Here is a 14331-nt window from a genome sequence, read left to right on the forward strand (position 1 = left end):
TATAAAAGTGCGGTTAGTTTACACGAAATTTATTTGCTGAGAAAATTTCTGAAAAATTTGTTACTTTCTGTTTGACAAGCTCGGGAAATTTCGGTATTTCTTTACGCATTCATTTTTCAAGATAAAACACAATGAAAAATAACCGCACTTTATCCGTAATCATTAGCACGATTACCACCATTATGATGACCATTACTATGATTAATGGCGCGGGTTAGTGCACCAAAAAACAGGATACAGAAAACCCGCGATTCAACTGAATAGCGGGTTTTTTTATAAATTTAAAAACACAATATCTCTAGGAGAACCAATCATGCGCGTACTTAAATTTGGCGGCACTTCGCTTGCAAATCCGGAACGTTTTTCCCAAGCAGCGAAATTGATCGAGCAAGCTCATTTAGAAGAGCAGGCTGCAGGTGTTTTATCAGCACCAGCCAAAATAACCAATCATCTCGTCGCCCTTTCTGAAAAAGCTGCATTAAATCAACCAACCGATACGCATTTCAACGAAGCAATCGAAATTTTCTATAACATCATCAATGGCTTACATGCCGAAAATAATCAATTCGACTTAAATGGCACCAAAGCGCTTATTGATGCTGAATTTGCTCAAATTAAAGGATTATTAGAAGAAATTCGTCAGGCAGGAAAAGTAGAAGATGCAGTTAAAGCGACGATTGATTGCCGTGGTGAAAAACTTTCTATCGCAATGATGAAGGCTTGGTTTGAAGCGCGTGGCTATAGCGTACATATTGTGGATCCGGTCAAACAATTATTGGCAAAAGGCGGTTATCTTGAATCTTCTGTTGAAATTGAAGAATCAACAAAACGTGTTGATGCAGCAAGTATCGCAAAAGATAAAGTGGTGCTTATGGCTGGCTTTACTGCGGGTAATGAAAAAGGTGAGTTAGTGCTGCTCGGTCGTAATGGCTCAGATTATTCTGCAGCCTGTTTAGCTGCTTGTTTAGGCGCAAGCGTATGCGAAATTTGGACTGATGTGGATGGCGTTTATACTTGCGATCCGCGTTTAGTGCCCGATGCACGTTTATTACCAACTCTTTCTTATCGTGAAGCAATGGAACTTTCTTATTTCGGTGCGAAAGTGATTCATCCTCGTACGATTGGCCCATTGTTGCCACAAAATATTCCTTGTGTCATTAAAAATACAGGAAATCCTTCTGCGCCAGGTTCGATTATTGATGGCAATGTGAAATCAGAAGGTTTACAAGTCAAGGGTATCACTAACTTAGATAATTTGGCGATGTTTAATGTGTCAGGCCCAGGTATGCAAGGCATGGTTGGTATGGCATCTCGTGTATTTTCAGCTATGTCAGGCGCAGGCATTTCAGTCATTTTAATTACCCAGTCTTCGTCTGAATATAGTATTAGTTTCTGTGTGCCAGTGAAATCTGCAGAAGTAGCGAAAATCGTACTAGAAACTGAGTTTGCTAATGAATTAAATGAACATCAATTAGAACCAATTGAAGTGATTAAAGATTTATCCATTATTTCTGTTGTGGGCGATGGAATGAAGCAAGCGAAAGGCATTGCTGCTCGTTTCTTTTCTGCGTTAGCACAGGCAAATATTAGCATTGTAGCGATTGCACAAGGATCTAGCGAACGTTCAATTTCTGCAGTTGTGCCACAAAATAAAGCGATTGAAGCGGTAAAAGCTACCCATCAGGCGCTTTTCAATAATAAAAAAGTCGTGGATATGTTTTTAGTGGGCGTTGGTGGAGTAGGCGGAGAATTAATTGAGCAGGTAAAGCGTCAAAAGGAGTACCTAGCAAAGAAGAATGTTGAAATTCATGTCTGTGCTATTGCGAACTCTAATCGTATGTTGCTTGATGAAAATGGATTATGTTTAGACGATTGGAAAACCGATTTAGAAAATGCGACTCAGCCATCAGATTTTGATGTATTGCTTTCTTTCATTAAATTACATCATGTGGTGAATCCAGTATTTGTAGATTGTACCTCAGCTGAATCTGTAGCGGGGCTTTATGCTCGTGCGTTAAAAGAAGGTTTCCATGTGGTCACGCCAAATAAAAAAGCGAATACACGAGAATTAGCTTATTACAATGAGTTACGCCAAAATGCTCAAGCAAGCCAACATAAATTCTTATATGAAACCAATGTGGGCGCTGGTTTGCCAGTGATTGAAAATCTTCAAAACTTACTTGCTGCGGGTGATGAACTTGAATATTTTGAAGGTATTTTATCTGGCTCGCTTTCCTTTATTTTTGGTAAATTGGAGGAAGGACTTTCTCTTTCAGAAGTCACCGCACTTGCCCGAGAAAAAGGCTTTACTGAGCCAGATCCCCGTGATGACCTCTCTGGGCAAGATGTAGCGCGCAAATTATTAATTCTTGCTCGTGAAGCTGGAATTGAGCTTGAACTTTCAGATGTTGAAGTTGAAGGTGTATTGCCGAAAGGCTTCTCTGAAGGAAAATCTGCAGATGAATTTACGGCAATGTTGCCACAGCTTGATGAAGAATTTAAAGCTCGTGTTTCCACGGCTAAAGCTGAAGGCAAAGTATTGCGTTATGTTGGAAAAATTTGTGAGGGTAAATGTAAAGTATCTATTGTTGCAGTCGATCAGAATAATCCACTTTATAAAGTGAAAGATGGTGAAAATGCTTTGGCATTTTATACTCGTTATTACCAACCTATCCCACTTTTATTACGTGGTTATGGCGCAGGCAATGCGGTTACTGCGGCAGGTATCTTTGCAGATATTTTAAGAACATTACAACATTAAGGATTTCAGATGTTAAGAATTTATGCTCCAGCATCTAGCGCAAATATTAGTGTAGGATTCGATACTTTAGGTGCTGCTATCTCTCCAATTAATGGTTCTTTGTTAGGCGATGTGGTTCAAATAGAATCTATTTCAAGTGGTTTTGAGTTAGAAAGTGCGGGCTATTTTGTTCGTAAATTACCGAAAGAACCGCAAAAAAATATTGTTTACCAAGCTTATGTGTTATTTAGTGAGCAATTAAAATTACGCGGAGGAAATCTGAAGTCTTTGCGTTTAACGCTCGAAAAAAATATGCCTATTGGCTCTGGTTTAGGCTCTAGTGCTTGTTCTATTGTTGCTGCATTAGTGGCATTAAATCAGTTTCATGATGAACCTTTTTCGAAAATGGAGTTGCTTGAAATGATGGGCGAATTGGAAGGTCGTATTTCTGGCTCAATCCATTATGATAATGTTGCACCTTGCTATCTTGGCGGTGTGCAATTTATGGTGCAATCGCTCGGCAATATTTGTCAAAAACTGCCATTTTTTGATAATTGGTATTGGGTGTTGGCATATCCTGGAATTGAAGTTTCTACTGCTGAAGCGCGTGCAATTTTACCGAAAAGCTATACTCGACAAGACGTGATTGCCCATGGTCGTCATTTGGGGGGCTTTGTACATGCTTGCCATACTCATCAGGAAAACCTTGCAGCGATTATGATGAAAGATGTCATTGCCGAGCCTTATCGTGAATCTCTCTTACCTAATTTTGCTGAAGTAAAACAAGCTACGAGAGACTTAGGTGCACTTGCCACAGGTATTTCAGGCTCAGGGCCAACAATTTTCTCTATTGCCCCTGATTTACAAACTGCAATTAAACTTTCAACTTATTTAGAGAATCATTATTTACAAAATAATGAAGGTTTTGTGCATGTATGTAAGGTTGATAACGAAGGTGCAAGAGAAATTAAATAAGCATAATTTAAATAGATAAAATTAAATTAAAAACGGATTAAATATGAATTTATACAATATCAAACACCCCGAAGAACAAGTCACTTTTTCTCAGGCTGTTCGTCAAGGACTTGGTCGGGATCAAGGTTTATTCTTTCCTGAAGTTATTCCTCAACTTAATAACATTGATGAATTACTTGAATTACCTCTTGTTGAGCGTAGCCAAAAAATTCTAGGTGCATTAATTGGTGACGAATTACCGAAAGCAACGTTAGATGAGATGGTGAAAAATGCGTTTACTTTCACCGCACCGTTAGAAAAAGTGGAAGACAGTATTTATGCACTTGAATTATTTCATGGGCCTACATTAGCATTTAAAGACTTTGGTGGTCGTTTTATGGCACAAGCACTTGCTGCGGTACGTGGCGATGGCAAAATTACTATTTTAACGGCAACGTCTGGCGATACTGGGGCTGCTGTAGCACATGCGTTTTATGGATTAGAAAATATTAATGTAGTTATCCTTTATCCAAAAGGCAAAATCAGCCCATTACAAGAAAAGCTATTCTGTACTTTAGGTGGGAATATTCGCACAGTTGCGATTAACGGTGATTTCGATGCGTGTCAGGCTTTGGTTAAGCAAGCCTTTGATGATGCTGAATTGCGCCAAGCTATCGGACTTAACTCTGCAAATTCTATTAATATTAGCCGTTTATTAGCTCAAGTTTGTTATTATTTTGAGGCTGTAGCACAATTGCCAAAAGAAAAACGTGATAATGTTGTGGTTTCTGTGCCAAGTGGTAATTTTGGTAATCTAACTGCAGGGTTAATTGCAAAAACCTTAGGCTTGCCGATAAAACGCTTTATCGCCTCAACAAACGCAAATGATACTGTGCCACGTTATTTGAAGTCGGGAAATTGGGATCCTAAAACGACAGTTGCAACCCTTTCTAATGCAATGGATGTAAGTCGCCCAAATAATTGGCCGAGAGTGGAAGAATTGTTTAAACGAAATGGTTGGAATTTAACTGATTTAGGCTCGGGAATGCTAAGTGATAGCGAAACAGAAGATACCTTAAAAGCGATGCAGGCAAAAGGTTATTTATGTGAACCTCACGGTGCGATAGCTTACCAGGTGCTGAAAGATCAACTTAAAGCGGGTGAAACAGGAATCTTCCTATGTACAGCACATCCAGCAAAATTTAAAGAATCCGTAGAACGTATTCTTGGTATTCAGCTTTCATTACCTGAAGCTCTGGATAAACATAATCAGCTACCATTGCTTTCTGATGAAATGGATAATGATTTTGCACAACTACGGGCTTACTTATTGAAGTAATAAAGTGCGGTAAATTTTTATTGTATTTTGGATAGCGCTTGATTTTCAGGCGCTATTTTATTTTAGAAAATATAATGTAGCGATAAAATATATTAATTATTTTAGATTGGGGAGAGAGAATAGTGATTTTTCAATAAGCCAGTAATTGAAAAGTAGTACCAGATATTAGGCAATAAAAAAACACCTTGCGGTGCTTACTTTATTTTTAAGTGGTGGGTCGTGAAGGATTCGAACCTTCGACCAACGGATTAAAAGTCCGCTGCTCTACCGACTGAGCTAACGACCCACTGGAATCATTTTTAATGGTGCCCGAAGCCAGACTTGAACTGGCACGCCTCGAAAGGCGAGGGATTTTAAATCCCTTGTGTCTACCGATTCCACCACTCGGGCAAATTGGAGCGGGAAACGAGGCTCGAACTCGCGACCCCGACCTTGGCAAGGTCGTGCTCTACCAACTGAGCTATTCCCGCATTTATCACTAATCAGCATTGCTGTGTGACAACGGGGCGTATTTTACGGTTTTATAGTCTTGTGTCAAATGAAAAAATAAAAAAAAACTTTGTTTGATTAAAAATAAGACAAAATGATAAAAGTACGGTAGAAAATACCGCACTTTATCCAAAATTAGAGTTTTAAATCATCTAGTAGGCTACCTTTTGCCGCCTGTAAATATTGGATCATTGACCATACTGTTAAAATGGCTGCGATGTAAAGCAAGATTATAGCGGCAATTTCCATATAGTTATTGTAACGCCATAACAATCCGCCTAGGGATAACATTTGTGCGGTTGTTTTCCATTTTCCCCACCAAGAGACAGCGACTTTACTACGTTCTCCGAGTTCAGCCATCCATTCACGTAATGCGGAAATAATAATTTCGCGAGAAATCATAATAATGGCAGGAATCGTAATCCAAAGAGAGTGTTGATATTCAACGATGAGAACCAAGGCGGCGACAACCATTACTTTATCCGCAACAGGATCCAAAAAAGCGCCAAATCTTGTAGTTTGCTTCCATTTACGGGCCAAATAACCATCAAGCCAATCAGTAACACCGGCAATAAAGAATATGAATGTAGTAATAAAAGGGGAGGATTCGATAGGTAAATAAAATGCAATCACGAAAAACGGAATCAGGATTACACGAAACATCGTTAGGAAAATAGGAATATTAAATTTCATAGAAATGAACCGCTCTTGGTGCTAGAGATACACCTATTCTAAAGTATCTAAGAATATAAAAAAAGCCACATTATGTGGCTTTCTTGTAAATAATTACGGATTAAAGTTTATCAGCGTTTTGTTTTAAGTATTTTGCAACGCCTTCAGGGTTATCTTTCATCCCTTCTTTACCTTTTTCCCACTGAGCAGGGCAAACTTCACCGTGATCTTCATGGAATTGTAATGCATCAACCATACGTAACATTTCATCGATGTTACGACCTAATGGAAGATCGTTTACAACTTGGTGACGAACGACGCCATTTTTGTCGATTAAGAATGAAGCACGTAATGCAACGCCTGCTTCTGGATGTTCAATGCCGTATGCTTGAGCAATTTCGTGTTTTACGTCTGCTGCTAATGCATATTTAACTTGGCCGATACCACCATTTTCAGTTGGGGTGTTACGCCATGCATTGTGAGTGAATTGAGAGTCGATAGAAACACCAACTACTTCTACGCCACGTTTTTTGAATTCTTCATAACGGTGGTCAAATGCGATTAACTCAGAAGGGCAAACAAAGGTAAAGTCTAATGGGTAGAAAAAGATTACTGCAGCTTTTCCAGCAATGTGTTTTTTAAAGTTGAAGTTATCAACGATTTCGCCATTGCCTAATACAGCAGATGAAGTAAAATCTGGTGCTTGACGGGTTACTAATACCATAGTCATAATTCCTATATAAAGTTAAGTTAAAGTTTTGCCACACAAAATAGCGGCGCGGTTCCATTTGAAACGCCGACATTTTATACTCGATTTTATCTATTAAAGCAATTAATCTTATCTAAAATAAGGTGGAAATATGCAACAACACAATCTCTCAACAACATTTGTCCATGCAGGGCGTAAAAAACGCTTTTCACAAGGAGCTGTAAACCCCGTTTTACAGAGAGCTTCTTCATTAGTATTTGACAGTATTGAAGATAAAAAACACGCAACTAAACATAGAGCAAAAGGCGAATTATTTTATGGCAGAAGAGGTACACTAACACATTTTGCTTTACAAGATTTAATGTGCGAAATGGAGGGAGGCGCAGGCTGTTATCTTTATCCTTGTGGTGCAGCAGCAGTAACTAATTCGATTCTTTCTTTTGTAAAAACTGGCGATCATGTATTAATGAGCGGTGCAGCCTACGAGCCAACCCAAGATTTCTGTAATATTGTGCTGAAAAAAATGCAGATCGATACAACTTATTACGATCCTCTTATTGGTGCTGATATTGCAACGCTTATTCAACCGAATACAAAAGTGCTTTTTTTGGAGGCCCCGAGTTCTATCACAATGGAAATTCCAGATATTCCTACTATTGTGAAGGCTGCAAGAACGGTGAACCCTAATATTGTGATTATGATTGATAATACTTGGTCAGCGGGGGTTTTATTTAAAGCGTTAGCGCATGACATTGATATTTCTATTCAAGCGGGTACGAAATATTTAGTGGGGCATTCAGATATTATGATTGGTACTGCAGTTGCGAATGCGCGAACTTGGGAACAACTTAGAGAACATTCCTATTTAATGGGGCAGATGGTGGATGCGGATTCTGCTTATACGACTGCTCGTGGTATTCGTACATTGGGTGTACGGTTAAAACAACATCAGGAAAGCAGTATTAAAGTAGCAAAATGGTTGAGTGAGCAACCAGAAGTAAAAACTGTGTACCATCCAGCCTTACCAAGTTGCCCTGGTCATGAATTCTTTTTACGAGACTTTAGTGGTAGCAGCGGTTTATTTTCTTTTGAATTAACTAAGCGATTGACATCAGAACAAGTCTCAAATTTCATGGATCATTTTCGACTGTTCACCATGGCTTATTCATGGGGAGGATTTGAGTCTTTAATTCTTTGTAATCAACCAGAAGAAATTGCACATATTCGTCCAAATATTAAACGTAACCTTACAGGTTCATTAATTCGTGTGCATATTGGCTTTGAAGATGTAGATGAATTGATTGCAGATTTAAAAGCTGGATTTGAGCGAATTGCCTAAAAGTGCGGATAAAAAAATGCCTGTTTTACACAGGCATTTTTTATAGGATTATTTTTGTTCTGACACTAAGCCAATTTTGGAACCGTCAGCAAAATGTACTGAAGTCCCGATAATATCTACTTGGATATTTTTCCCTTGTTGCAAGTGCGGGCGAATTTGCGAAAGCACAGCTTCTTCAGTTGTTGATAATGTTACTGTTTCGCTAGCTTTTGGTGCAATTGTTTTTCCAAATTGTAATGCTGGAAGGTTTGCTACATAGAATGCTTGGTTATTTTCTTTATAAACAGTTAACCATTGCGCTTCTAAAATAGCTTTATTACTTAAGTTTGTAATTTCATAAGTGATAGAAAACGATTTTAAATCATCTGTTACAGAAACATTTGTTACTTTTACATTCGCAACTTTTAGAAATTCTGTATTTGCTTGAGTGATTAAATCATCCGTTTTTACTTGAGGTTGTTGTACTGCTTGTTGAGCCGGTTGAGTAGTTTCTGTTGTTGCAGGTTTTTCTGCTACTTTTTCTTCTTTATCGTTACAAGCTGTTAATGTAATTGAAGCTGCGATGACACTTGCAAAGAGAAAAGATTTATTAAATTTCATTGTAAATTCCTTCATTATATTTTGTTAGTTGAGTTGTACTCGTTTTTCAAAGGCTCAATTATAGCCCATGTGAGCCTTTATGACAGTCTTTTATTTTGAAAGTTCATAGAAGTTGTTTTATTATACTTTTCATTTTCCTTGATAAGTAGAGAAGTACAATGAAACATATTCATATCTTAGGTATTTGTGGCACATTTATGGGTGGCGTGGCGATGATTGCTAAACAAATGGGTTATCACGTGACGGGGTCCGATACTAATGTTTACCCTCCAATGAGCACTTTTTTAGAAGAGCAAGGTATTCAGATTATTCCAAATTATGATGTTGCACAATTACAACCTTCGCCTGACATGGTAATCATTGGTAATGCGATGAAGCGCGGTAATCCTTGCGTAGAATATGTGTTGGAAAATAATTTGAAATATACATCTGGTCCTCAATGGTTACATGATCATTTATTACGCGATCGTTGGGTATTGGCGGTTTCTGGTACGCATGGAAAGACCACTACAACAGGCATGCTAACTTGGATCTTAGAACAAAATGGCTTAAAACCAGGCTTTTTAATCGGTGGCATTGCGGGTAACTTTGGCATTTCAGCTCGCTTAGGAGATAGTCCTTATTTTGTTATTGAAGCTGATGAATATGATACAGCTTTCTTTGATAAACGTTCGAAATTTGTCCATTACAATCCGCGTACACTTATCGTAAATAACATTAGTTTTGACCATGCAGATATTTTTGATGATCTCAAAGCGATCCAACGCCAATTTCATCATATGATTCGAACTATTCCGGCAAGTGGCTTGGTATTAAGTTCGGCGAGTGAACAAAGTGCAAAAGAAACGCTGGAATTGGGATGTTGGTCTCAGCAACAATTTTTAGGCAAAGATAGTGAGTGGTTTGCTGATCGTATTACAAATGATGCCTCACATTTTGCGGTTTTCCATCATGGTGAAAAAGTGGCCGAAGTAAAATGGAATGTAGTCGGGCAACATAATATGCATAATGCTTTAATGGCAATAGCGGCTGCTCATCATGCGGGTGTATCAATTGAAGATGCATGTAAAGCATTAGGATCTTTTGTAAATGCTAAACGTCGTTTAGAAGTAAAAGGCGAAGTTAATGGCATCACCGTTTATGATGATTTTGCTCATCATCCAGAAGCTATTCTCGCTACGCTAACCGCTTTACGAGATAAGGTGGGGGGCGGCGTGCGAATTCTTGCAGTGCTTGAACCTCGCTCTAACACGATGAAAATGGGTGTTCATAAAGATGAAATTGCACCTGCACTTGGCCGAGCTGATGAAGTGTTTATGCTTCAACCAGAACAACTTCCTTGGGAAGTGGCAGATATTGCAAACCAATGTATACAACCTGCTTATTGGAACGCAAATTTAGATCGATTAGTCGATATGATTGTCGCTGAGGCTCAACCTACAGATCATATTTTGGTGATGTCTAACGGCAGTTTTGGAGGAATTCATCAAAAAATTCTTGATAAGCTTAAACAGAAATAATCAAAGTGCGGTTAATTTAGAAAATGTTTTTAAGTTGACCGCACTTTTTATTGAGTTAACGTAACATTTATTTTTAATTTGTAATTTATAAAAGGAATCTTTGTAGAATGGCTGATCCACATATTAAATCACCGATGGATTTTTTAGATAATCTGACTGTCATTATTTATCGCACTGGCTTTGTGATAGCAGCGTTGGCTATTCTTGCCATGAGTTGGTATCCAGATTTATCGCTCACATTTATATTAATTGCGGCAACTTGCTGTGCCTCTTCATTACATATTTATCTCAAATCCTTCCGATTACTTTTTCAATTTGCTACTTGGATAGGATTACTTTTTTATATTAATCATTATCCCGCTTTAGCCCTTGGCGGTGCGTTACTTACTTTAGGTGGTTTGTGTTTTAAAGAATATTTTTGTTTCCGCGTACCTTTGCTAAATTTACAGCCAATATTTGTGGCTTGCTTGTGGTTTTCATGGGTGTTAAATAATCTTATCGCATTACGCATTTTTTCTATTATTTCTGGCGTATTACTTTTAGTTTTAGCGATACAAAAATGGCGAATGCCTTTGCATTTTGATATTGGAGATAAAACTAAATATCAAATTTAGAAAAGAAAATGACCGCACTTTTATGTGCGGTCATTGTTTTTAGAAAGGTTTATTTAGCTAAACATTCCATGTAACTATCTGCGGTAGATTGTAAGAATGTTGCATAAGAATTTTTGCCTAAAGTGACTTTATCACCAATTGGGTCGAGTTGTCCTACATTGACTTTAGTATTTTGAGCTAAAGATTCAATCACTTTCGGCGTAAATTGTGGTTCTGCGAATAAGCAATTTACTTTATGTTCTGCGATTTCTTCTTTAATGTGAGCTAAAGTTTTTGCCCCCGGTGCCACTAATGGATTGATTGTGAAGTAACCCGTTTGTTTTAAACCATAAGCATCGTTGAAATAACCATAAGCATCGTGGAAAACGTAGAAACCTTTATCTTTAACATTCGCAAGTTGTGCCGTAATTTTTTCACCTTGTTCTGCCAAAGTGCGGTTAAAATCTGCAAGATTTTGTGCAATTAAATCTTTTTTATCTGGGAATTGTGCAGTTAATTTATCTGCTACTTTTTGTGCAACAATTTTGCTGATCGCTGGAGAATACCAAACGTGCCAGTTTGTTGTTAAACCTTCGTCATGATCATGGTGATCGTGATCATGGTCGTGGTGTTCATGCTCGTGCTTATGATCATGGTCGTGTTCATGTTCGTGATCGTGTTTATGTTCGTGTTTGTGCTCATGTTCATGTTCATGTTTATGATCGTGATCGCCATCTTCATGGAAATGCTCGTGGTGAGCTTGACTTAATAAAGGTTCTACATCAGCAAGATCTGCAATGGTAATCACTTTTTTACGTTCAATTTGGCTAATTGGTTTGTCTAAAAATGAATCAACATCCTCACCAATCCATACAACTAAATCTGCAGATTTTACTTTTTGAATATCAGATAATTTCAAATTGTAGTCATGCGGAGAGGCGCCTGCAGGAACAAGGACTTGTGTGCCAGTTACGCCATCTGCAATAGATGAAACAATAAAACCTAAAGGTTTTACTGATGCCAATACATCGGCATTCGCCATCATTGGCGCACTTAAAAGTGCGGCAGAAACGGCGCTAATTTTTAAAAGTTTTTTCATATTTCTGTTTCCTTACTTGTTAGTAATAATTCTCAAAGGGAAAAAGACTACGCCTTTTTATATAAATTGCAACGATTTTATAGAGAACCTGAGGGAAAATTTTTCATTTTTAAAGTAAATAGGTTTCATTCGATAAAAAATGCACATTTATGGTCAATGTGCATTTTCAAGAGGAGATTAAGATTTTTTCTTTAGTAATTTATCTATTACACGAGAAACAGCAAAAAAACCAAAGGTTGCCGTAATCATCGTGGCTGCACCAAATCCGTTTGCGCAATTCATTGTGGCAGAAATTGCACAACCTTCAGTCATTTGTGGGAATATTAGAGGTTGTGTTGAAAATACCGCATCAATACTAAATTTGCGTTTTGGGTTTTGGCTAAAATTGTAATCCTTGCGTAAATCCGACCGCACTTTGGCTAGGAGTGGATCTTGAATGGTTTTACTAAGATCGGCAATTTGAATTTGGGTTGGATCAGTTTGACCGCCAGCACCACCAATAGTAATCACATTAATTTTGTTGCGTTTACAATAAGCAATCAGCGACGCTTTAGTTTTCACATTGTCAATGGCATCAATGACATAGTCATAGCCTCGGTTGAGGTAATCTGATTGATTTTCTGGTGAGATAAAATCATCAATAATATTGACGGTACATTCAGGGTTAATTAATTTTACTCGCTCTGACATGACTTCAGTTTTTAGTTTGCCGATTGTGCCGCTCATTGCAGGAAGTTGGCGATTGATATTCGTGACGCAAATATCATCCATATCAATTAATGTTAGTTCACCAATGCCTGAACGTGCTAAAGCCTCTACGACCCAAGAACCGACGCCTCCAATGCCTATTACGCAAATATGGGCTTTGCGTAAGCGCGCGAGTCCATCAGGTGTATAAAGTCGACCAATACCGCCAAATCGCTGTTCATAATTGTCCACTGGAGCCATTATTGTAACACCCATACTCGGCCATAGTGTTTTGATAATCCTGCAATATGGCCTGCTTGATCACCAATGCCACGATATAAGTCAAAGTGGTGGCCTTTCACCGCACCGCCCACATCAAGTGCAACCATTAAATGCAATTTGTGTGTACCAAGCCAGTTTCCGTTATTATCAATGTCAGGCACTTCGACTAAAAGAACAGTACCAGATGGTACAACGCTGCGATCTGATGCTACTGAAGCCATTGGTACAAGTGGTACGCCAGCAGAACCTTTTACTTTGCCACTCGGATCATTTTTAAAGAATACATAAGAAGAATTACGTTCTAACAAACTTTGTACGCGAGAAGGATTACGATTGCCCCATTCACGAATTGCTTGAATAGACATTTTCTCTTTTGGTACTTCACCATCTTCAACTAATAAACGACCAACGGCAGTGTAAGGAAAGCCATTTTGTCCTGCATAAGCGAAGTAATTAAGATTGCCATCACCAAAATCTACATAGCCACTGCCTTGCACCCCAAGTAAAAAGTTCTCTAACATGGAATCACTATATGCTAATTCCAATCCTTGACCCGCTAATGCACCGGCATAGATTTGTGCACGGCTAAAACGTTTATTTGCTGGCATGCGATAAATTGGATTTTGGAATTGACCTTGCGGTGAACGGCGTGCATGAAGGACAGGAGAGTAGTAGCCTGTCATCAAAACATTTTGATATCCATCGAACCCACGCATAATTTGCGGGTTAATACCAAATTTAGAAAGCTCACTTACATTGGCGCCAGAAAGTACCCAATTCGTAATTTTTTCATAGTTGCCATAGAAACGATCAGATAGTTTGCTTGAATAACTTTGTACGTTTGAAAGTTGCGTTAAAAAATCGCCTTGATTAATGACCGCACTTTGGTTTTCAACTTGAGAAACTGGCATAAATACAGCTTGTTGATAATTACGACCCGAATATTTCGCACCAAATTGTTGAGGATCGCTGCCATTTGAGGTGGTGGGAATTTGAGTTTTTGTTGTATTAGAAGAACCACAGGCAACTAAAAGTGCGGTTGTCACTGCAATAGAAAATGTTTTTAATGAGAAAAATTTTCGAACTGACATTTTTAATCCTAAATAAGCTTAAATAAGGCTGCATACGCTATCAAAAATCCTTCAAAACGACCAGTGTTATTTAGTCAAGCTGATTAATAAAAACTCACATTGAACATTTTATTAACAAATGAAACATAAACTTTTGTTTAATTCTTGCAAAAAAATATTAATAGCGTATAGTGCACCACATCAGACGCGGGGTGGAGCAGCTTGGTAGCTCGTCGGG

General features: G+C 38.2%; 12 protein-coding genes, 4 tRNA genes and 1 other annotated feature (1 of these 17 running past the window's edge). Of the genes, 7 read left to right on the top strand and 9 right to left on the bottom strand.

The window, feature by feature from the left end; genetic code table 11:
• The first annotated feature begins 159 nt into the window (after positions 1 to 159).
• Positions 160 to 278, top strand: a sequence feature (Thr leader region).
• Between the two features lie 35 nt (positions 279 to 313).
• The 3 genes from thrA to thrC are packed head-to-tail and all read left to right on the top strand — an operon-like array spanning position 314 to position 5033.
• Positions 314 to 2761, top strand: coding sequence for a bifunctional aspartate kinase/homoserine dehydrogenase I (gene thrA, locus HMPREF9096_RS04820; protein ID WP_032803382.1), 2448 nt, complete (start codon positions 314 to 316; stop codon positions 2759 to 2761).
• Between the two features lie 9 nt (positions 2762 to 2770).
• The gene (gene thrB, locus HMPREF9096_RS04815; RefSeq protein WP_009500382.1) at positions 2771 to 3715 is read left to right on the top strand and encodes a homoserine kinase; all 945 of its coding nucleotides are present in this window, start codon (positions 2771 to 2773) and stop codon (positions 3713 to 3715) included.
• A gap of 43 nt (positions 3716 to 3758) precedes the next feature.
• Entirely contained in the window at positions 3759 to 5033 is a 1275-nt protein-coding gene (gene thrC / locus HMPREF9096_RS04810) for a threonine synthase (RefSeq protein WP_009500383.1), read from the top strand.
• A 210-nt stretch (positions 5034 to 5243) separates the two neighbouring features.
• On the opposite strand, the gene HMPREF9096_RS04805 is transcribed toward thrC, so the two are convergent.
• The 5 genes from HMPREF9096_RS04805 to HMPREF9096_RS04785 form a co-directional block, all read right to left on the bottom strand.
• A tRNA-Lys gene (locus HMPREF9096_RS04805) sits at positions 5244 to 5319 on the bottom strand.
• Positions 5320 to 5336: 17 nt separating this feature from the next.
• Positions 5337 to 5423: transfer RNA gene (locus HMPREF9096_RS04800), tRNA-Leu, on the bottom strand.
• A 4-nt stretch (positions 5424 to 5427) separates the two neighbouring features.
• A tRNA-Gly gene (locus tag HMPREF9096_RS04795) sits at positions 5428 to 5503 on the bottom strand.
• Positions 5504 to 5657: 154 nt separating this feature from the next.
• Entirely contained in the window at positions 5658 to 6215 is a 558-nt protein-coding gene (gene pgsA, locus HMPREF9096_RS04790; protein WP_009500385.1) for a CDP-diacylglycerol--glycerol-3-phosphate 3-phosphatidyltransferase, read from the bottom strand.
• A 100-nt stretch (positions 6216 to 6315) separates the two neighbouring features.
• On the bottom strand, positions 6316 to 6918 hold the full coding sequence (locus HMPREF9096_RS04785) for a peroxiredoxin C (protein WP_005625599.1): 603 nt from the start codon (positions 6916 to 6918) through the stop codon (positions 6316 to 6318).
• A 136-nt stretch (positions 6919 to 7054) separates the two neighbouring features.
• On the opposite strand from HMPREF9096_RS04785, the gene metC reads away from it, so the two are divergent.
• Positions 7055 to 8242: a cystathionine beta-lyase gene (gene metC / locus HMPREF9096_RS04780; protein WP_009500387.1), complete on the top strand. Its 1188-nt coding sequence runs from the start codon at positions 7055 to 7057 to the stop codon at positions 8240 to 8242.
• 48 nt (positions 8243 to 8290) lie between these two features.
• Here the strand turns inward: metC and HMPREF9096_RS04775 are convergent, their stop codons facing one another.
• Positions 8291 to 8842, bottom strand: coding sequence for a hypothetical protein (locus HMPREF9096_RS04775; protein ID WP_032803385.1), 552 nt, complete (start codon positions 8840 to 8842; stop codon positions 8291 to 8293).
• Positions 8843 to 9000: 158 nt separating this feature from the next.
• Between HMPREF9096_RS04775 and mpl the strand changes: the two genes are divergently transcribed.
• Positions 9001 to 10362: a UDP-N-acetylmuramate:L-alanyl-gamma-D-glutamyl-meso-diaminopimelate ligase gene (mpl, locus tag HMPREF9096_RS04770; protein WP_009500389.1), complete on the top strand. Its 1362-nt coding sequence runs from the start codon at positions 9001 to 9003 to the stop codon at positions 10360 to 10362.
• 107 nt (positions 10363 to 10469) lie between these two features.
• Complete coding sequence (locus HMPREF9096_RS04765) at positions 10470 to 10976, top strand: DUF2301 domain-containing membrane protein (RefSeq protein WP_009500390.1); 507 nt, start codon at positions 10470 to 10472, stop codon at positions 10974 to 10976.
• A 49-nt stretch (positions 10977 to 11025) separates the two neighbouring features.
• Here HMPREF9096_RS04765 and znuA read toward each other — a convergent pair whose 3' ends face one another.
• The 3 genes from znuA to mltA form a co-directional block, all read right to left on the bottom strand.
• A complete protein-coding gene (gene znuA, locus HMPREF9096_RS04760; protein ID WP_009500392.1) occupies positions 11026 to 12054 on the bottom strand; it encodes a zinc ABC transporter substrate-binding protein ZnuA in 1029 nt (342 codons plus the stop codon).
• Positions 12055 to 12231: 177 nt separating this feature from the next.
• On the bottom strand, positions 12232 to 13002 hold the full coding sequence (gene tcdA, locus HMPREF9096_RS04755) for a tRNA cyclic N6-threonylcarbamoyladenosine(37) synthase TcdA (protein ID WP_032803386.1): 771 nt from the start codon (positions 13000 to 13002) through the stop codon (positions 12232 to 12234).
• On the bottom strand, positions 13002 to 14114 hold the full coding sequence (mltA, locus tag HMPREF9096_RS04750) for a murein transglycosylase A (protein WP_005633213.1): 1113 nt from the start codon (positions 14112 to 14114) through the stop codon (positions 13002 to 13004). Before mltA ends, tcdA begins: the two co-directional genes overlap by 1 nt.
• A gap of 185 nt (positions 14115 to 14299) precedes the next feature.
• Between mltA and HMPREF9096_RS0108725 the strand changes: the two genes are divergently transcribed.
• A tRNA-OTHER gene (locus HMPREF9096_RS0108725) sits at positions 14300 to 14331 on the top strand (it continues 43 nt past the right edge of the window).

It is taken from the genome of Haemophilus sp. oral taxon 851 str. F0397 (assembly GCF_000242295.1).
In the GTDB taxonomy this organism is placed as follows: domain Bacteria; phylum Pseudomonadota; class Gammaproteobacteria; order Enterobacterales; family Pasteurellaceae; genus Haemophilus.